At 66.4% G+C, this 18,171-nt stretch carries 18 protein-coding genes; all 18 read right to left on the reverse strand.

From position 1 onward, the window contains the following. Positions 1–192 precede the first annotated feature (192 nt). The gene (locus KPL78_RS06965) at positions 193–456 is read right to left on the reverse strand and encodes a DUF1467 family protein (RefSeq protein WP_219762183.1); all 264 of its coding nucleotides are present in this window, start codon (positions 454–456) and stop codon (positions 193–195) included. A 165-nt stretch (positions 457–621) separates the two neighbouring features. Further along, positions 622–2,268: a ribonuclease J gene (locus KPL78_RS06970; RefSeq protein ID WP_219762184.1), complete on the reverse strand. Its 1,647-nt coding sequence runs from the start codon at positions 2,266–2,268 to the stop codon at positions 622–624. 5 nt (positions 2,269–2,273) lie between these two features. Next, a complete protein-coding gene (locus KPL78_RS06975; RefSeq protein ID WP_219762185.1) occupies positions 2,274–3,092 on the reverse strand; it encodes a type III pantothenate kinase in 819 nt (272 codons plus the stop codon). 3 nt (positions 3,093–3,095) lie between these two features. Next, positions 3,096–3,827 (reverse strand): biotin--[acetyl-CoA-carboxylase] ligase, encoded by a 732-nt coding sequence (locus KPL78_RS06980; RefSeq protein ID WP_219762186.1) that lies wholly within the window; start codon positions 3,825–3,827, stop codon positions 3,096–3,098. Further along, positions 3,824–5,245 carry an NADH-quinone oxidoreductase subunit NuoN gene (gene nuoN, locus KPL78_RS06985; RefSeq protein WP_219762187.1) on the reverse strand — a complete coding sequence of 474 codons (1,422 nt, stop codon included), beginning with the start codon at positions 5,243–5,245 and terminating at the stop codon, positions 3,824–3,826. The genes KPL78_RS06980 and nuoN overlap by 4 nt, the downstream gene beginning before the upstream one ends. Before the next feature lie 4 nt (positions 5,246–5,249). Continuing rightward, positions 5,250–6,761 (reverse strand): NADH-quinone oxidoreductase subunit M, encoded by a 1,512-nt coding sequence (locus KPL78_RS06990; protein WP_219762188.1) that lies wholly within the window; start codon positions 6,759–6,761, stop codon positions 5,250–5,252. Further along, complete coding sequence (gene nuoL, locus KPL78_RS06995) at positions 6,758–8,674, reverse strand: NADH-quinone oxidoreductase subunit L (protein WP_219762189.1); 1,917 nt, start codon at positions 8,672–8,674, stop codon at positions 6,758–6,760. The genes KPL78_RS06990 and nuoL overlap by 4 nt, the downstream gene beginning before the upstream one ends. A 4-nt stretch (positions 8,675–8,678) precedes the next feature. Next, positions 8,679–9,005, reverse strand: coding sequence for an NADH-quinone oxidoreductase subunit NuoK (gene nuoK, locus KPL78_RS07000; protein WP_408904479.1), 327 nt, complete (start codon positions 9,003–9,005; stop codon positions 8,679–8,681). Then, positions 8,989–9,672, reverse strand: coding sequence for an NADH-quinone oxidoreductase subunit J (locus tag KPL78_RS07005; RefSeq protein WP_219762190.1), 684 nt, complete (start codon positions 9,670–9,672; stop codon positions 8,989–8,991). Before KPL78_RS07005 ends, nuoK begins: the two co-directional genes overlap by 17 nt. A gap of 7 nt (positions 9,673–9,679) precedes the next feature. After that, positions 9,680–10,168 carry an NADH-quinone oxidoreductase subunit NuoI gene (gene nuoI, locus KPL78_RS07010; protein WP_219762191.1) on the reverse strand — a complete coding sequence of 163 codons (489 nt, stop codon included), beginning with the start codon at positions 10,166–10,168 and terminating at the stop codon, positions 9,680–9,682. 13 nt (positions 10,169–10,181) lie between these two features. Next, positions 10,182–11,195, reverse strand: coding sequence for an NADH-quinone oxidoreductase subunit NuoH (nuoH, locus tag KPL78_RS07015; RefSeq protein ID WP_219762192.1), 1,014 nt, complete (start codon positions 11,193–11,195; stop codon positions 10,182–10,184). 4 nt (positions 11,196–11,199) lie between these two features. Continuing rightward, on the reverse strand, positions 11,200–13,233 hold the full coding sequence (gene nuoG / locus KPL78_RS07020) for an NADH-quinone oxidoreductase subunit NuoG (RefSeq protein ID WP_219762193.1): 2,034 nt from the start codon (positions 13,231–13,233) through the stop codon (positions 11,200–11,202). A gap of 5 nt (positions 13,234–13,238) precedes the next feature. Next, on the reverse strand, positions 13,239–14,534 hold the full coding sequence (gene nuoF, locus KPL78_RS07025; RefSeq protein WP_219762194.1) for an NADH-quinone oxidoreductase subunit NuoF: 1,296 nt from the start codon (positions 14,532–14,534) through the stop codon (positions 13,239–13,241). Positions 14,535–14,537: 3 nt separating this feature from the next. Next, on the reverse strand, positions 14,538–15,161 hold the full coding sequence (locus KPL78_RS07030) for a complex I 24 kDa subunit family protein (RefSeq protein WP_219762195.1): 624 nt from the start codon (positions 15,159–15,161) through the stop codon (positions 14,538–14,540). Beyond that, entirely contained in the window at positions 15,158–16,384 is a 1,227-nt protein-coding gene (locus tag KPL78_RS07035) for an NADH-quinone oxidoreductase subunit D (protein ID WP_219762196.1), read from the reverse strand. Before KPL78_RS07035 ends, KPL78_RS07030 begins: the two co-directional genes overlap by 4 nt. Beyond that, entirely contained in the window at positions 16,381–17,049 is a 669-nt protein-coding gene (locus KPL78_RS07040) for an NADH-quinone oxidoreductase subunit C (protein ID WP_369412662.1), read from the reverse strand. The genes KPL78_RS07035 and KPL78_RS07040 overlap by 4 nt, the downstream gene beginning before the upstream one ends. Next, positions 17,042–17,599 carry a NuoB/complex I 20 kDa subunit family protein gene (locus KPL78_RS07045; RefSeq protein WP_219762198.1) on the reverse strand — a complete coding sequence of 186 codons (558 nt, stop codon included), beginning with the start codon at positions 17,597–17,599 and terminating at the stop codon, positions 17,042–17,044. Before KPL78_RS07045 ends, KPL78_RS07040 begins: the two co-directional genes overlap by 8 nt. A 7-nt stretch (positions 17,600–17,606) precedes the next feature. Next, positions 17,607–17,975, reverse strand: a complete 369-nt coding sequence (locus KPL78_RS07050) for an NADH-quinone oxidoreductase subunit A (RefSeq protein WP_219762199.1) — start codon at positions 17,973–17,975, stop codon at positions 17,607–17,609. Positions 17,976–18,171: the final 196 nt, after the last annotated feature.

The raw sequence follows: 18,171 nt of genomic DNA on the forward strand, positions 1-18,171 counted from the left end.
CGCGGCCCTAGTTTAGGGAGGAAACGCCAGTCACACGGCAGGAAGAGAACCAATCTCTTCCTGAGAATGAGGATGGCCCGCAGAGGCCCTGGCGACAACGAAAAATACCGCAGCGCAGGATGAAAAAAGCGGCTCTGAACCGCATCCTGCGCCAAAGCGGAGCATCCTTTTAGGCAGACGCCCAAAAATCGGTCAGGGACCCGGCAGCGAAAAGACGCCGCTGCGGAACGACAACCAGTCGCTGCGCACCAAGGCCCAGATGCCAACCCAGATGACTGCGGCCAGGATGGTCGTCGCGATCGCCTTGCGCCCCAGATTCGCCGCGACCGGCGCGCCGCGCCAGCCGCCGGCGTCGGGATCGCCCTCCGCATCCGGCCGCGTGCCGAAGGGCAGGATGGCGAAGAGCGCCATCCACCAGATGAGCAGATAGACGACGACACCGGTGAACCAGGTCATGTGAGGCTCCCTCCCTCCAGGCGCCCAGGGTTCTGCCTGTTGTGCGCAAGAGCGGCTTTCGACATCGATCCACCATGGGCGCCAGGCGCCAGGTCGAGGTTTCCAAGGGCCTTTCGGCCTTTGGTGGGGGTGGATCGGAGGGGGCAAGGCCCCCCTCCGACGGCTCTACAGCCGCAGCAGATGCACTTCGACCATCGGCCGCTTCCGCAGCCGCCGTCCGATGGCCTTGCGCAGGGCCGACCGCGCGGCCTCGCGCAACGCATCGTCCTCGCGCCGCAGCGCGGCGGGCAGTTCGGCGATGGTCCTGCGGAACTCGCTCGCGATGATCGCCGGTTCGGCGTCGCCCAGTTCGAACAGGCCCGGGGCGGAGATCTGCGGCTCACCGAGCACCCTGCCCTGCGCATCGACCGCCAGCGACGCGACCGCCACGCCGTTGAACAGCATGCGTCGCCGCGCGGCGATGATGGATCCGTCGATCGGCAGAAGCCGGTCGCCATCCACCGCGAGACGCCCGGTCGGGATGCCTTCCACCACTTCGGGCCGGTTGCCCGACAGGCGCAGCACGTCGCCATCCTCGATCAGGAAGGGTTCCGCGCCACATTCCTTCGCCAGCGCGCCGTGTTCCTGCATGTGGCGCCATTCGCCATGCACCGGCACGGCAAAGCGCGGCTTCACCAGGGCGTAGAGGCGCTTCAGCTCGTCGCGCGCCGGATGGCCGGAGACATGGACCATGTGGTCGTCATCCGTCATCACGCGGCAGCCGCGGCGCGCCAGACCGTCTTGGATGCGCTGGATCGCCTTCTCGTTCCCCGGGATGCGGCGGGAGGAGAAGATGACCGTGTCCCCTTCCCCCAGCGCGATGTCGGGGTGAGTGTCCTCGGCGATCTTGGCCATGGCCGAGCGCGGTTCGCCCTGGCTGCCGGTGCAGATCAGCAGCAGCTCGTCATCGGGAATGTAGCCGGCCTCTTCCTGCGGGACGAAGGGTGGCACCGACTTCAGGTAGCCGCAGTCGCGCGCCGCGGCCTCGATGTTGCGCAGGGACCGGCCGAACAAGGCGACCTGCCGCCCGGCGGCCTTGCCGGCGAGCGCGATGGACTCCAACCGCGCGACGTTGGACGCGAAGCCGGTCACGGCGACCCGCCCGGACATGCCGCGGATCAGCGCGGTGAGGTTGCGCCGGACATCGGCCTCGCTGCCCGAATGGCCCTCCACCATGGCGTTGGTGGAATCGCAGACCATGGCGAGCACGCCTTCCTCGCCCAGGGCGGTGAAGGCGGCCTCATCGGTGCGCGGGCCGATCAGCGGATCGGGGTCGAGCTTCCAGTCGCCCGTATGCAGCACCACGCCATGGCGGGTCCGCAGCACCAGGGCCTGGGCCTCGGGGATCGAATGGGTGACCGGCAGGTACTCGCAGTCGAAGGGGCCGATGGCGAACCGCGCGCGGGGCTGCGTCACCACCAGCGGCACCTCATGCACCATGCCGGCCTCGGTCAATTTGCGCGTCAGCACCGCGGCGGCGAAGGGCGTCGCATAGACCTTGCAGCGGAACTGGCGCCACAGGTGGACCACGGCGCCGATGTGGTCCTCATGGGCATGGGTAATCACCAAGCCGACCAGGCGCTCGCGGCGTTCCGCGAGCCAGGCCGGGTCCGGCACCATCACATCCACTTCCGGATTGTCGTGCCCGGCGAAGCCGATGCCGCAATCGACGGCCAGCAGGGCGTCGTCGCAGCGATAGACACTGAGGTTCATGCCGATCTCGCCGGTCCCGCCCAGCGGGATGAAAGCAAGGTCACCGGAGAGAGCGTTCATCGTGTTCAGTCGGATTCCGATCGCAGAGGGTCGCGCAGGGCGGCCTGGTGAAAGACGGGGACGGGATTGCGGTCAGCCAGCAGACGCAGACCCTCGAGCGTGATGTCGGGGTCGGTCTTTTCGATGACAAGAGTGCCCTCGGCAAACAGAGGCGCGAGGCCGCCGGTCGCGATGACCTTCAGCGGAGCCCCATACTCGGCCTTGATGCGCGCGACCAGCCCTTCGATGAGGCCGACATAGCCCCAAAAGATCCCGGATTGCATGGCGGGGACGGTGGAGCGCCCGATCACAGCCTGCGGCCGGCCGATGCCGATGCGCGGCAGGCGGGCGGCGGCCTGGTGCAGGGCCTCGATCGACAGGTTGATGCCCGGCGCGATGACGCCGCCGAGATAAGCCCCGTCCCGATCCACCACGTCGAAGGTAGTCGCCGTGCCGAAATCGATCACCACCAGCGGGCCGCCGTAATGGGTGTGGCTGGCCAGCGCATTGAGCAGGCGGTCCGCACCGACCTCGTTGGGCTGGTCGACCTTGATCTCGAAGCCCCAATTCAGGGGCGCGCGGGCGATCAGCGGTTCGGTGTCGAACCAGTCGCGGCAGACCCGGCGCAGATTGTAAAGGGCGGCCGGCACCACGGTGCCGATCACGCAGCGGGTGATGTCGTTCGCATTGATCCCGACATGCTGGAACAGCGCCAGCAGCCAGACGGCGTATTCGTCGGATGTCCGGTCGGCCCGCGTGGCAATGCGCCAGCGACCGCGCCATTCCTTCCCGTCATGGACGGCGAAGACGACATTCGTATTGCCCGCATCGACGGCAAGCAGCATGGCCTAGACGATCTCCCCCGAGGCGAGCGTCTGGACGCGCCCGCCGACAGCAACCCGCAGGCTGCCATCCTCGGCCAAGCCTGCGAAATGGCCGGCTATCTCGGCGCCCTGGCGGCGAATGGCAAGCGCCGAGCCCTCCTTCGGGCCGCGCGCCAGCCATGCATCGCGGATCGGGGCGAAGCCCTCAACCTGCCGCTGCCGGCGGCGGGCATCGAGGGCGACCAGCAGCCGGGCGGCGAAGTCCTCCGGCGCCGGCGGGGCGATGCCGAGGCCGGCGAGCGACGCCGTGGCCCGGCCGGGAAGCTCCGGCGCCCGGGCCAGGTTCACGCCGATTCCGAGGACGACCCAGGCGATGCTACCCCGGTCATCGGTGGCACTCTCGGTCAGGATGCCGGCCACCTTGGCGCTGCCGAGCAGCAGGTCGTTCGGCCATTTCAGCGCGAGCATCGCCGGATCGGGCAGCAGCGGCAGCAGCGCATCGGTGAGGGCCACGCCGGCCAGCAGGCCCCATTGCGGCGCCAGCCGGATGGGCTCCTCCGGCCGCAGCAGGATCGACAGGTGCAGGTTGCCCACCGGGCCTTCCCACACCCGCCCCTGTGTGCCCCGCCCCGCGGTCTGCCGCCGGGCGAGGAAGGCCAACCCTTCCGGCTCACCCGCCTGGGCGAGCCGAGTCAGCGGGTCCTGCGTGCTGGGCAGCGCCTCATGGATCTGGAGGCGGAAGCCCGGCGGAATCACCCCAGGATCGCGGCGACGGCGACCTGAGCCGCCGCCACCAGCGGGGCGGGGTAGAGGAAGAACAGCACGGTGAAGAGACCCGAGGCCGTCATGACGAAGGTCGTCGCCCCCGACCGCGCATCGAGCGCGCCGACGGGTTCGTCGAAGAACATCACCTTCACGATGCGCAGGTAGTAGAAGGCCGACACCACCGAGGACAGCACGCCGATGATGGCGAGCGTCCACAGGCCGGAATCGATCGCCGCCTTGAAGACGAAGAGCTTGCCGAAGAAGCCGGCGAGCGGCGGCACGCCGGCCATGGAGAACATGAACACCGCCATCCACACCGCCATGCCGAGATCGGTCTTGGCAACGCCGGCGAGGTCGGAGACGCGCTCCACCGCCCTGCCCTGCCGGCGCATCGCCACCAGCACGGCGAAGGCGCCGACATTCATCAGCAGGTAGATCGCCATGTAGACCAGCAGGCCACGCATGCCGGCCTCCGAGGCCGAGGCGAGACCGACCAGCGCGTAGCCGACATGGCCGATCGAGGAATAGGCCATCAGGCGCTTGATGTTCTCCTGCCCGATCGCCGCGAAGGCGCCGAGCAGCATCGACAGCAGCGAGGTGACGATGATGACCTGCTGCCACTGCCCGGCGAGATCCCCGAAGGGCCCGCCCAGTACCCGGGCGAAGAGCGCGATCGCCGCCACCTTGGGCGCCGCGGCGAAGAAGGCCGTCACCGGCGTCGGCGCGCCTTCGTAGACGTCCGGTGTCCACATGTGGAAGGGCACGGCCGAGACCTTGAAGGCCAGACCCGCCATCACGAAGACCAGCCCCACCACCACACCGGCCGAGGCCTTGGCGGGATCGGACAGCGCATCCGCGATGCGGTCGAAATTGGTCGTACCCGAGAAGCCATAGACCAGCGAGGAACCGTAGAGCAGCAGCCCCGAGGCCAGCGCACCGAGCACGAAGTACTTCAAGCCGGCCTCGGCGGACCGTTCGTTGTCCCGGTTGAAGGCAGCGACGACGTAGAGGCTGAGCGAGAGCAGCTCGAGCCCGATATAGAGCGACATCAGGTCGTTGGCCGAGACCATGACCATCATGCCGAGCGTCGCGAAGACCAGCAGCACCGGGTATTCGAAGCGGTCGAGCTTCTCATGCGCATTGTAGTCGAGCGACAGGGCGATGCCCGCCGCCGCGCCAAGCAGGATCAGCAGCCGTGTGAAGCGGGAAAAGGCGTCGGAGACGATCTGTCCGCCGAAGCCGGTTCCTTCCGGCGCGCCGAGCACCAGCACGGCGGTGAGCAGGAAAGCCCCGATCGCCGCCATGGAGCAGGCGTAATAGGTGTTGCGGCTGGGCAGCACGCCCACCCCGAGGATGGCGAGGCCGGACAATGCGAGGACCAGTTCCGGCAGCGCGAGGGTCCAGTTCATCGGATCACATCCCCGCCAGGCGCGCAGCGCCGAGTGCAGCCTCATGCCGCGCCACCAGCGCGGTCACCGAGGCCTGGAAGAAGGACAGGAAGGACTGCGGCGCGACGCCCATCCAGATGGTCAGGATGATGAGCGGGGCGAAGACCAGCTTCTCCCGCGCCGACATGTCGAGCAGGCCCATTAGGTCCTGCTTGGTCAGCTTGCCGAAGGCCACGCGGCGATAGAGGAAGAGCATGTAGGCCGCGCCCAGAATCATGCCGAAGGCCGCGCCGAAGGCGACCCAGGGGTTCACCTTCCACGCCGCCACGATCACCAGCAATTCACCCGGGAAGCCCGCGAGACCGGGCAGCGCGACCGAGGCCATGGTGAACAGCATGAACACCACCGCATAGGCCGGCATGATCTTCGCGACCCCGCCATAGCGCGCGATCTCAAGCGAATGGACGCGGTCATAGAGCACGCCGACGCAGAGGAAGAGCGCGCCCGAGACGATGCCGTGGGAGAGCATCTGGAACAGCGCCCCCGACAGCCCCTGCACGTTGAAGGTGAAGATGCCGAGGGTGACGATGCCCATATGCGCGACCGAGGAATAGGCGATCAGCTTCTTCATGTTCTCCTGAGCCAGCGCCACCAGCGAGGTGTAGACGACCGCGACGACGGACAGGACGTAGATGAAGGGCGCGAAATCGGCCGAGGCCTGCGGCAGCAGCGGCAGCGAGAAGCGCAGGAAGCCGTAGGCCCCCATCTTCAGCAGCACGCCCGCCAGGATCACCGACCCCGCCGTCGGCGCCTCGACGTGGGCATCCGGCAGCCAGGTGTGGAACGGCCACATCGGCACCTTCACGGCGAAGGAGGCGAAGAAGGCGAGGAAGATCCAGGTCTGCAGCGAGGGCGGGATGGCGTGGTCGAACAGTGCCGGGATGTCGGTGGTGCCGGCGCGGAACCACAGCAGCAGGATGGCCAGGAGCATCAGCACCGAGCCGAGGAAAGTGTAGAGGAAGAACTTGAAGGAGGCATAGACGCGCCGGCTGTGCCCCCAGACGCCGATGATGAGGAACATCGGGATCAGCACGCCTTCGAAGAAGACGTAGAAGACGACGAAGTCGAGGGCGCAGAACATGCCCACCATCATCGTCTCGAGCACCAGGAAGGCGACCATGTACTCCCGTACCCGCATCCGGATGGAGTCCCAGGAGGCGAGGATGCAGAGCGGCGTCAGTAGGGTGGAGAGCAGGATGAACAGCACCGAAATGCCGTCCACGCCGACATGGTAGGTCACGCCGAACTCGGCCAGCCAGTCGAGTTGCTCGACGAACTGGAAGCCGGCATCGGCCTTGTCGAACTTGAACCAGAGGATCAGCGACAGGCCGAAGACGATCAGGCTGGTCCACAGCGCCGTCCAGCGCGCATTGGAGGCGACGACCTCCTCCTCACCTCGCTGGGTGAGGATGAAGGCCGCGCCCACCAGCGGCAGGAAGGTGAGCAGCGTCAGCAGCGGGAAGCCGGCGGCATTCATCGAACGGCTCCGAAGGCGAGCAGGGAGACGAAGACCGCGAGGCCCGCGATCATGGTGAAGGCATAGGAGGCGACGCGCCCGGTCTGCAGGCGCACCGCACCCTGGGCGACGTCCACGGCAAGCGAGGCCACGCCGTTCGGCACCCCATCGATCGCACCCGCATCGACCTTCTGCCAGAGCATGCGCGCCAGTGCACGGGCCGGACGGACGAAGATCGCGTCATACAGCTCGTCGAAGTACCACTTGTTCAGCAGGAACAGGTAGATAGGCCGGAAGGCCGAGGCGAGCTTCCCCGGGATCGAGGGGACGAACATGTACATGATGTAGGCCACCAGGATGCCCGACAACCCGACCACGGTCGGCGCCAGCGGAACCCATTCCGGCACCTCGTGCACGTCGTGCATGATGTGGTTGGCCGGACCGTTCACGATCGCGCCGTTCCAGAACGCCTGCCAGTCATGGCCAATGAAGTAGGGCGCGAAGACCATACCTGCGAAGGTCGCGCCGAGGCCGAGCACCACCAGCGGCAGCACCATCACCGGCGGGCTTTCGTGGACATGCTCCATGGTGTGGTGATCCGCGCGCGGTTCGCCATGGAAGGTCACGATGATTAGGCGCCAGGAGTAGAAGGCCGTCAGGAAGGCCGCGGCCATGCCGCAGAACCAGGCATACTTCCCGGTCCAGCCATGCGCGGCGAAGGCGGCCTCGATCATGAAGTCCTTCGAGTAGTAGCCGGCGAAGAGCGGCACGCCGGCGAGCGCAAGCGAGCCGATCCAGAACAGCGCGTAGGTGGCCGGGATCTTCTTCCAGATGCCGCCCATCTTGCGGATATCCTGCTCGTCCGACATCGCGTGGATGACCGAGCCGGCGCCGAGGAAGAGCAACGCCTTGAAGAAGGCGTGGGTGAAGAGGTGGAAGATCGCGCCCTGATAGGCCCCCACCCCGGCCGCAAAGAACATGTAGCCGAGCTGCGAGCAGGTCGAGTAGGCGATGACCCGCTTAATGTCGTTCTGCACGCAGCCGATCGTCGCGGCGAAGAGCGCGGTCGACGCCCCCACCACCGTCACGATGGCCAGTGCGATCGGCGCATATTCGAAGACCGGCGACATGCGCGCGACGAGGAAGACGCCAGCGGTCACCATCGTCGCCGCATGGATCAGCGCTGAGACCGGCGTCGGGCCTTCCATCGCGTCCGGCAGCCAGGTGTGCAGGCCAAGCTGCGCCGACTTGCCGCAGGCGCCGAGGAAGAGCAGCACGCCGATGACCTCATAGGCGGGGAAGCCAGCGAAGGTCGCCTCGCGATGCTGTTCGATCGACCCGAAGATGGTGTCGAATTCGACGGAGCCGAAGGTCCAGAAGGTCAGCGCCAGACCCAGCATGAAGAACAGGTCGCCGACGCGGTTCACGATGAAGGCCTTCATCGCCGCGTTGCAGGCGCTGTCCTTCTCGTACCAGAAGCCGATCAGCAGGTAGGAGGCGAGACCGACCCCTTCCCAGCCGAAGAAGAGCTGCACCAGGTTATCGGCCGTCACCAGCATGAGCATCATGAAGGTGAAGAGCGACAGGTAGCTGAAGAAGCGCGCCCGGCTCGGGTCGTGCGACATGTAGCCGACGCTGTAGATGTGGATCAGCGTGGAGATGAAGGTGACCATCCCCACCATGACCGCGGACAGCGTGTCGTAACGCAGCGCCCAGGACACCTCGAACCCGCCGACATCGACGAAGTTCATGATCTGGACAGTCTGCGGGGCGTGCCCGAAGGCGACTTCGAAGAACAGCGTCACGCCGCAGAGGGCGGCGAGCACCATGCAGGTGATGGTGACGAGCTGGGCGGCCTTGTCGCCGATCCAGCGTCCGAAGAGCCCCGCGATGCTGGCACCCAGCAGCGGGAAGAAGACGGCGCCGACGAACATCGCTTCAGCCCTTCAGGGTCGAGATATCCTCGACCTCGATGGTTCCGCGGTTGCGGAAGTAGATGACCAGGATGGCGAGGCCGATGGCTGCCTCGGCCGCCGCGACCGTCAGGATGAACATGGTGAAGACCTGCCCGGTCAGGTCCCCGAGCGCGGCCGAGAAGGCCACCATGTTGATGTTCACTGCGAGCAGGATGAGCTCGATCGACATCAGGATGATGATGACGTTCTTCCGGTTCAGGAAGATGCCGAACACGCCCAGCACCAGCAGGATGGCGGAGACGGTCAGGAAATGTGCGAGAGAGACGGCCATCTCAGTGATGCCCCCCATGGCCGTGGTGCTCGACCTCCTTGGGCTTCGCCTCCTCGGGCGAAGGCGGCCGAGCGATGCCGATCTCCTTCAGGCCGACGCCGAGCGGAATGCTGCGCAGCGAGACGGACCCCGACCGCGCGATCTGCTCGGCGACGTTCTGCCGCCGCGTACCTGGACGGTCGCGCAGCGTCAGCACGATCGCGCCGATCATCGCGACCAGCAGGATCAGCCCGCAGGCCTGGAAGAGGTAGATGTTGTCCGTATAGAGGATATTCCCCAGCGCCCGGGAATTGGTGAGATCCGCCGGCGTGGCGTTCAGCCGCAGCGTCGCCGCCTCCGGCGCGAAGCGCCAGGTGCCGAGCACCATGACCAGTTCGAGGAACAGGATGCCGCCGACCACCGCACCGAGCGGGGCGTATTTCTGGAAGCCCTCGCGCAGCTGCGTGAAGTCGATGTCGAGCATCATCACGACAAAGAGGAACAGCACCGCGACGGCGCCGACATAGACGATGACCAGGATCATCGCCAGGAACTCGGCACCGGCCAGCAGGAACAGCCCTGCGGCGTTGAAGAAGGCCAGGATCAGGAACAGCACCGAATGCACGGGGTTCCGGGCGGTCACCACCATGACCGCCGAGGCGATCAGCACGGCGGCGAAGGCGTAGAAGGTGAGAGCGGCAATCATGGCGCGGTCACCGGTAGGGCGCGTCGAGGCGCAGCCGCTCGGCGAGCATCGGCTCCCAGCGGTCGCCGTTATCGAGGAGCTTTTCCTTGGTGTAGATCAGCTCGGCCCGCGTCTCGGCGGCGAATTCCATGTTCGGACCCTCGACGATCGCATCGACCGGGCAGGCCTCCTCGCAGAGGCCGCAATAGATGCACTTCGTCATGTCGATGTCGTAGCGCGTGGTGCGACGGGACCCGTCCTCACGCGGCTCGGCCTCGATGGTGATGGCCATGGCGGGGCAGACGGCCTCGCACAGCTTGCAGGCGATGCAGCGTTCCTCGCCGTTCGGATAGCGGCGCAGCGCGTGCTCACCCTTGAAGCGCGGGCCCAGCGGGCCGCGTTCATACGGGTAGTTCAGCGTCGCCTTCTTCTTGAAGAAGTATTTCAGCGTCAGCGCCATCCCCGAGACGAGCTCGGTGAGCAGCAGGCTGCGCGCGACGCGGTCGAGAGTGGCCATGATCAGGACCCCATCAAGCCGGCAGCCAGCCGGCGAGCTTCAGCACCAGCGCCGTCAGCACGAGCCACACCAGGCTGAACGGCAGGAACACCTTCCACCCCAGCCGCATGAGCTGGTCGTAGCGGAAGCGTGGGAAGGTCGCGCGCACCCAAATGAAGGTGAAGAGGCAGACGCAGATCTTCAGGACGAACCAGATCGGCCCCGGCACCCAGTTCAGCGGCGCGATGTCGAGCGGCGGCAGCCAGCCGCCCAGGAACAGGATCGTCGTCAGCGACGACATCAGGATCATGTTCGCGTATTCGCCGAGGAAGAACAGCGCGAAGGACATCGAGCTGTATTCGACGAAGAAGCCCGCCACGAGCTCGGACTCGCCTTCCGGCAGGTCGAAGGGCGCGCGGTTGGTCTCGGCCAGCGTCGAGATGAAGAAGATGATGAACATCGGGAACAGCGGGATGGCGAACCACACCGTCTGCTGCGCCCGCACGATGTCCGACAGGTTCTGCGATCCGACGCAGAGGATGACGGTGACGATCACGAAGCCCATCGAGACTTCGTAGGACACCATCTGCGCCGCCGAGCGCAGCGCGCCGAGGAAGGCGTATTTCGAGTTCGACGCCCAGCCCGCGATGATGACGCCATAGACGCCGAGCGAGCTGATCGCGAAGAGATACAGGATGCCAACATTGATGTCGGCGATCGCCCAGCCGTCATTCACCGGGATGACCGCCCAGGCCAGCATCGCCAGCGTGAAGGTCAGCATCGGCGCGAGGATGAAGAGCACCTTGTTCGCGCCCGTGGGCACGATGGTTTCCTTCATCAGCATCTTGATCGCGTCGGCGAAGGGCTGCAGCAGGCCGAAGGGACCGACGACGTTCGGCCCCTTTCGCATCTGCATCGCCGCCATCACCTTGCGCTCGGCATAGGTGAGGTAGGCGACGCCGATCAGCAGCGGCACCAGCAGCGCCAGCGCCTTCACCACGGTCAGGACCAGGATCCCGATCGGATGGTTGAAGAAGAAATCGACCATCACGTCACTCCGCCGCCAGGGCCGGCGCCGGCCCGTAGATTGCGGCACATTCCGCCATCACATCCGAGGCCCGGCTGATGACATCGGCCTGGTGATAGACCGGCAGCGGCAGCACGAAGGGCACACCGGACACCGACCCGCCGGCCGGACCCGCCATGTCGGCGCATCCCGCCCGCTGGACTTCGCCCACCCGGCCGAAAACCGGGCTCGCAGCCGCCAGTGCCGCGCGGATCGCCGCGGTATCGTCATAGGGCAGCGTCTTGCCCACGCCCTCGCTGAAGGCGCGGATGATGCGCCAGTCTTCCTTCGCCTCGCCGGGCGGGAAGACCGCGAGACGCCCCCGCTGCGCGCGGCCCTCGGTATTGACCCAGGTCGCTTCCTTCTCGGTGTAGGCCGCGCCGGGCAGGATCACATCCGCCCGGCCCGCCATCGCATCACCGTGATGGCCCTGGTAGATCACGAAGGTGTCCGCCCCGATGCGCGCCGGATCGAAGCCGTCCGCGTTCAGCAGCCACAGCGCGTCGACCCCGCCGCCGAGCATGGCGGCCTGGTCCTTGCCGCCCTGCCCCGGCACGAAGCCGAGTTCCAGCGCCCCGACCTGCCCGCCGAACAGATGCAGCAGGTTGAAGCCGTGCCAGTCGGGCTTCAGCGCGCCGACCTCGGCCGCCAGGGCCCAGGAAACGGCCAGCACCGCGGCGCCATCCGGCCGCGACAGCGCGCCGCGGCCCAGGATGATCATCGGCTTCTCAGCGCCCTTCAGCGTCTCTGCGAAGGCGCTCATCGCGGCAGGCCCATCGCCGAGATACGTCGCCGGATAGGTCAGATCGACCCCGCGCGGCCCGACGAAGCCCACCTTGAACTTGCCCTGCGTCCAGCGCTTGCGGATGCGGGCGTTCAGCACCGGCGCCTCGCGGCGGACATCGCTGCCGATGATCAGCAGCGCATCCGCCTCATCGATGCCGGCGATGGTCGTGTTGAAGCGGTAGAAGTCGGGGCGCGAGGCATCGATCGTCGCGAAATCGTCGCGGCAGTCGAGGTTTGTCGACCCGTAGGCCGCCATCAGATCCTTCAGCGCCAGCGTGCTCTCGGCATCCGCCAGCGCGCCGGCGACCGCACCGATGCGATCGCCGGACAGCCCTGACAGCTTCGCCGCGATAGCCGAGAACGCCTCGGGCCAGGTCGCCGCGACCAGCTTGCCGTCCTTGCGCACCCAGGGGCGATCGAGCCGCCGCCGCTTCAGCCCATCGAAGGAGAAGCGGCCGCGATCGGCCATCCACTCCTCATTTACCGCCTCGTTCACGCGGGGGATGATGCGAAGCACCTCCGGCCCGCGGGCATCAACGCGAATGTTGCAGCCGACCGCGTCCAGCACGTCGATGCTGTCAGTCTTCTTCAGCTCCCAGGGCCGCGAGACGAAGGCATAGGGCCGCGAGGTCAGCGCGCCGACCGGGCAGATGTCGATCAAATTGCCCGACAGTTCGGAGGTCAGCGCCTTCTCGACATAGGTGCCGATCTCGAGATTCTCGCCGCGATTGGTGCCGCCCAACTCCGCGGTGCCGGCGACTTCGGCCGAGAAGCGGACGCAGCGCGTGCACTGGATGCAGCGCGTCATCACCGTCTTCACCAGTGGGCCGATATTCTTGTCCTTCACCGCCCGCTTGGCTTCCGTGTAGCGGGAGCCATCGGCGCCGAAGGCATAGGCCTGGTCCTGCAGGTCGCACTCGCCGCCCTGATCGCAGATCGGGCAATCGAGCGGATGGTTGATCAGCAGGAATTCCATGACGTTGCGCCGGGCCTGGCGGACCACGGCGCTGTCGGTGAAGACCTTCATGCCGTCATTGACCGGATAGGCGCAGGACGCGACCGGCTTCGGCGCCTTCTCCACCTCGACCAGGCACATGCGGCAATTGCCCGCGACGGACAGCCGCTCATGGTAGCAGAAGCGCGGGATCTCCTTCCCTGCCGCCTCGCAGGCCTGCAAGACGGAAGCCCCGTTCGGGACCTCCACTTCGATGCCGTCGACCGTGACCTTTGCCATCGCGCTTACTCCGCGGCCATCGGCATGGTGCGCGCCTTGTACTGCCGGATGCGTTCTTCCATCACGGGGCGGAAATGCCGGATCAGCCCCTGAACCGGCCACACGCCGCCATCGGCGAGGGCACATATCGTATGCCCTTCGATGCGTCGCGTGACGTTCTCGAGGAGGTCGATCTCCTCGATCTCCGCATTGCCCTCGACCATGCGGTTCATCAGGCGCATCTGCCAGCCCATGCCTTCGCGGCAGGGCGTGCACTGGCCGCAGCTCTCATGCTTGTAGAAGGCCGCGAGCCGGGCGATCGCCTTGATGATGTCGGTGGACTTGTCCATCACGATCACCGCCGCCGTGCCGAGGCCCGACTTGTGCTCGCGCAGTGCGTCGAAATCCATCAGCACGTCGTCGCAGATCGACTTCGGCAGCAGCGGTGTGGACGATCCACCCGGGATGACGCAGAGCAGGTTATCCCACCCACCCCGCACGCCGCCGGCATGGCGCTCGATGAGCTCCCGCATCGGGATGCTCATCTCCTCCTCCACATTGCAGGGCTTGTTCACATGGCCCTGGATGCAGAAAAGCTTGGTGCCGGAATTCTTCGGCCGGCCGAAGCTGCTGAACCACGACGCGCCGCGGCGCAGGATCGTCGGGACCACCGCGATCGTCTCGACGTTGTTCACCGTGCTCGGGCAGCCATAGAGGCCGACGGCGGCGGGGAACGGCGGCTTCAGCCGCGGCATGCCCTTCTTGCCTTCGAGGCTCTCGATCAGCGCCGTCTCTTCGCCGCAGATATAGGCCCCTGCCCCGCGATGCAGGTACAGGTCGAAATCCCAGCCCGACCCGGCCGCGTTCTTGCCGAGCAGCCCCGCCTCATAGGCCTCGTCGATCGCGGCCTGCAGCGTGACGCTCTCGTTGTAGAACTCGCCGCGGATGTAGATGTAGGCCGCATGCGCGCCCATGCCGAAGGCCGCCAGCAGGCAGCCCTCGATCAGCGTGTGCGGATCGTGGCGGACGATGTCGCGATCCTTGCAGGTGCCAGGCTCGGATTCGTCGCAATTCACCACCAGGTAGGACGGACGCCCATCCGACTGCTTCGGCATGAAGGACCACTTCATGCCGGTCGGGAAACCCGCGCCGCCGCGGCCGCGCAGGCCGGACTGCTTCATCTCCTCGACGATCCAGTCACGGCCCTTAGCGATGATGCCCGCCGTGCCGTCCCAGTTGCCGCGCTTGCGCGCCGCTTCCAGGTTCCACGGCTGCGCCCCGTAGAGGTTAGTGAAGATGCGATCCTTGTCGGACAGAGCCATCGCTTATTCCCCCGCCCCCGGCATATCCGTCAGCACGAGTGGCCCGCCTTCCGGCGCGCTGTTCAGCCGCCCGATGGTGCTGCCCGGCGTCGGACGCTCGCCGCGCTTCAGGGCCTCGATGAGCGCCTTGGTGCGCTCATAGTCGAGGTCCTCATAGAAATCGTCGTCCACGCACAGGATCGGCGCGTTCACGCAGGCGCCGAGGCATTCCACCTCGGTCATGGTGAACATCCCGTCCTCGCTGGTCTCACCGTAATGCTTCACGCCGGCATGGTCCTGGCACGCGCGCAGCACCTCGTCGGAGCCGCGCAGCCAGCACGGCGTCGTGCCGCACACCTGCAGGTGGTACTTGCCCACCGGCTTGGTGTTGAACATGAAGTAGAAGGTCGCGACCTCATAGACGCGGATGGGCGGCATGCCGAGCCGCTCGGCCACCGCATCCATCCCGATCCGCGGCACCCAGCCGCTGTCGGTCTGCCGCTTCATCTGCTTCTGCACGACATAGAGCAGCGGGATCACCGCGCTCGCCTGCTTCCCTTCCGGATAGCGCGCGACGATCTTCGCGATCTGCGCCTCGCTCTCCGCATCGAAGGCGAAGCTCGTCGGTTCCTCGTGATGAACGCTCACCGGTCGATCTCCCCGAACACCACGTCGAGCGAACCGATGATCGCCACGGCGTCGGCCAGCATATGCCCCTTGGACAGCAGCTCCATCGCCTGGAGATGCGCGAAGGCCGGCGAGCGGATCTTGCAGCGATAAGGCCGATTGGACCCGTCCGCCACCAGATAGACGCCGAACTCGCCCTTGGGCGCTTCCGTGACGGTGTAGGTCGACCCCGCCGGCACGTGATAGCCCTCGGTAAAGAGCTTGAAGTGATGGATCAGCGCTTCCATCGAGCGCTTCATCTCGCCGCGCTTCGGCGGCGTGATCTTGTGGTCCTGAGTCTTCACCGGGCCGGGCTTCATCTGCGCCAGGCACTGATGGATGATCTTCAGGCTCTCCCGCATCTCGAGCACGCGCACGAGGTAGCGGTCGTAGCAGTCGCCGCGCGTGCCGACCGGCACCTCGAACTCCATGCGGTCGTACACGTCATAGGGCTGCGACTTGCGCAAATCCCACCCGCAGCCCGAGGCGCGCAGGCAGGGCCCCGAGAAGCCCCACTCGATCGCCTGCTCCGGCGAGATGATGCCGATATCGACCGTGCGCTGCTTGAAGATGCGGTTCTCGGTGACCAGGCGTTCCATGTCGTCGATGAAGGCCGGGAACTTGTTGGCCCAGTCGGCGATGTGCTTCTCCATCCCCGCCGGCAGGTCCTTCGCCACGCCGCCGGGACGGAAGTAGTTCGCATGGTAGTGGCTGCCCGACACCTGCTCGTAGAACTCAAGCAGCGTCTCGCGCTGCTCGAAGCCCCAAAGCGCCGGGGTGATGCCGCCGCAATCCATCACATAGGTCGTGATGTTCAGCAGGTGGTTCAGCAGGCGCGAGATCTCGGCGAAGAGCACGCGGATATACTGCGCGCGTTCCGGCACCTCGATGCCCAGCAAGCGCTCCGTCGCGATGGCGAAGGAATGCTCCATGCTCATCGGCGCGACGTAGTCCAGGCGGTCGAAGTACGGCAGCGCCTGGATATAGGTCTTGTGCTCGATCAGCTTCTCGGTGCCGCGATGCAGCAGGCCGACATGCGGATCGGCGCGCTCCACCACCTCGCCCTTCATCTCCAGCACCAGGCGCAGCACGCCATGGGCCGCGGGATGCTGCGGGCCGAAATTGATGGTGTGGCTGTCGCCTTCGAGCGTACGCGTGACCGTCTCGGCCGGAGCCTCGCCGATCTGCAGGGGCTGCGTGCTCATGCCGGGCCCTCCAGACGGTTCTGATGAACCTTCTCATCGCCCGGCAGCGAGGTCATCGCCTCCCACGGGCTCATGAAGTCGAAATCGCGGAATTCCTGCTTCAGTTCGACGGGGCCATAGGCCACGCGCTTCAGCTCCTCATCATAGCGCAGCTCGACGAAGCCGGTCAGCGGGAAGTCCTTGCGCAGCGGATGCCCCTCGAACCCGTAATCGGTGAGGATGCGCCGCAGATCCGGCTGGCCTGCGAAGACCACGCCGACCATGTCCCAGGCCTCGCGCTCGAACCAGGTCACCGCCGGCCAGACGCCGACGACCGACGGCACCGGCGTCGCTTCATCCGTCGTGACCACGACGCGCACGCGGTGGTTATGCGACAGGGAGAGCAGGTTGTAGACGACCTCGAAGCGCTCGGCCTTGTCCGGCCAATCGACGGCGCAGACATCCATGCACTGCTCGAAGGCGAAACGCGGATCGTCGCGCAGCAGCGTCATCAGCGTCACCAGCGAGTCGCGCTGCGCGGTGACAACCAGCTCCTGCCCGAATCGAGCGAGGTCGACGCCGGTGACCGCGCCATCGGCGGCCTCGGCGATCGCCTTGCCCAGGACGAGCAGCGGGTTCTCGGGTGCGGCCGGTGCTTCGGCCGTCGCGATCTCGTTCTCAGCCACGCAGGATGGTCCCCGTCCGCCGGATCTTCTTCTGCAGCTGCAGGATGCCGTAGACGAGCGCCTCCGCCGTCGGCGGGCAGCCCGGCACGTACACATCGACCGGCACGATCCGGTCGCAGCCGCGCACCACGCTGTAGGAGTAGTGGTAGTAGCCCCCGCCATTGGCGCAGGACCCCATGGAGATGACCCAGCGCGGTTCCGACATCTGGTCGTAAACCTTGCGCAGCGCGGGGGCCATCTTGTTGGTCAGCGTGCCCGCCACGATCATCACATCCGACTGGCGTGGCGACCCGCGCGGGATGACGCCGAAGCGGTCGAGATCGTAGCGCGCCATATAGGCGTGGATCATCGGCACCGCGCAGCAGGCCAAGCCGAAAGTCATCGGCCACAGCGAGCCGGTGCGCGCCCAGTTCACCACCTTGTCGATGTTGGCGACGACGAATCCCTTCTCGGTGATCTCGTCGGTCACCTGGCCGATCACCGCATCCTGTGCCGCGCCGGGTGCGAGCGCCTGGCTGTTCCAGGCGATGTCATTGCTGGTGCCGCTCATGGAAGCGTCACTCCCAATCCAGGGCGCCTTTGCGCCACTCATAGACGAAGCCGACTGTCAGCACGAAGAGGAAGCCCATCATCGAGCCGAAGCCGAGCCAGCCGATGCCGCCCAGCGACACCGCCCAGGGAAACAGGAAGGCCACTTCCAGGTCGAAGATGATGAAGAGGATGGCGACGAGGTAGAAGCGGACGTCGAAGCGGTGGCGCGTGTCCTCGAACGGCGCGAAGCCGCATTCGTAGGTCGACAGCTTTTCCGCATAGGGCTTCTGGCGCGCCGCGAGAAAGGCGCCCCCCACCATGGCGGCGGCGATGCCGCCCGCGATCCCCAGGAAAACGAGGATCGGGAAATAATCGGCCAACGCCAACTGCGTCATGGGCACCTCGGATGTGCTGCCCGATCGGGCATGAGTCGCGCCGCGCATCGGCGTAATGCCGCAGCGCAGCGCGGCGCGACATTACCCCCGCTGCGATGGCTTCGCCATAGGGTGAAGCACAATGAATTCAAGTGCGAATGGCTCGCAACTGGCTTGCAGCGCACCAAAAACGAAAGCGGCGTCCAGGGGCTTCCTG

The sequence above is a fragment of the Roseomonas alba genome, from assembly GCF_019430885.1.
GTDB classification, from domain to species: Bacteria; Pseudomonadota; Alphaproteobacteria; order Acetobacterales; family Acetobacteraceae; genus Neoroseomonas; species Neoroseomonas alba.

Excerpts from the sequence above, each read along its gene's own strand:
- KPL78_RS06965 (WP_219762183.1), bottom strand. The coding sequence starts at position 456 with ATGACCTGGTTCACCGGTGTCGTCGTCTATCTGCTCATCTGGTGGATG.
- KPL78_RS06970 (WP_219762184.1), bottom strand. The coding sequence starts at position 2,268 with ATGAACGCTCTCTCCGGTGACCTTGCTTTCATCCCGCTGGGCGGGACC.
- KPL78_RS06975 (WP_219762185.1), bottom strand. The coding sequence starts at position 3,092 with ATGCTGCTTGCCGTCGATGCGGGCAATACGAATGTCGTCTTCGCCGTC.
- nuoN (WP_219762187.1), bottom strand. The coding sequence starts at position 5,245 with ATGAACTGGACCCTCGCGCTGCCGGAACTGGTCCTCGCATTGTCCGGC.
- KPL78_RS06990 (WP_219762188.1), bottom strand. The coding sequence starts at position 6,761 with ATGAATGCCGCCGGCTTCCCGCTGCTGACGCTGCTCACCTTCCTGCCG.
- nuoL (WP_219762189.1), bottom strand. The coding sequence starts at position 8,674 with ATGTTCGTCGGCGCCGTCTTCTTCCCGCTGCTGGGTGCCAGCATCGCG.
- nuoK (WP_408904479.1), bottom strand. The coding sequence starts at position 9,005 with ATGGGGGGCATCACTGAGATGGCCGTCTCTCTCGCACATTTCCTGACC.
- KPL78_RS07005 (WP_219762190.1), bottom strand. The coding sequence starts at position 9,672 with ATGATTGCCGCTCTCACCTTCTACGCCTTCGCCGCCGTGCTGATCGCC.
- nuoI (WP_219762191.1), bottom strand. The coding sequence starts at position 10,168 with ATGGCCACTCTCGACCGCGTCGCGCGCAGCCTGCTGCTCACCGAGCTC.
- nuoH (WP_219762192.1), bottom strand. The coding sequence starts at position 11,195 with ATGGTCGATTTCTTCTTCAACCATCCGATCGGGATCCTGGTCCTGACC.
- nuoG (WP_219762193.1), bottom strand. The coding sequence starts at position 13,233 with ATGGCAAAGGTCACGGTCGACGGCATCGAAGTGGAGGTCCCGAACGGG.
- nuoF (WP_219762194.1), bottom strand. The coding sequence starts at position 14,534 with ATGGCTCTGTCCGACAAGGATCGCATCTTCACTAACCTCTACGGGGCG.
- KPL78_RS07035 (WP_219762196.1), bottom strand. The coding sequence starts at position 16,384 with ATGAGCACGCAGCCCCTGCAGATCGGCGAGGCTCCGGCCGAGACGGTC.
- KPL78_RS07045 (WP_219762198.1), bottom strand. The coding sequence starts at position 17,599 with ATGAGCGGCACCAGCAATGACATCGCCTGGAACAGCCAGGCGCTCGCA.
- KPL78_RS07050 (WP_219762199.1), bottom strand. The coding sequence starts at position 17,975 with ATGACGCAGTTGGCGTTGGCCGATTATTTCCCGATCCTCGTTTTCCTG.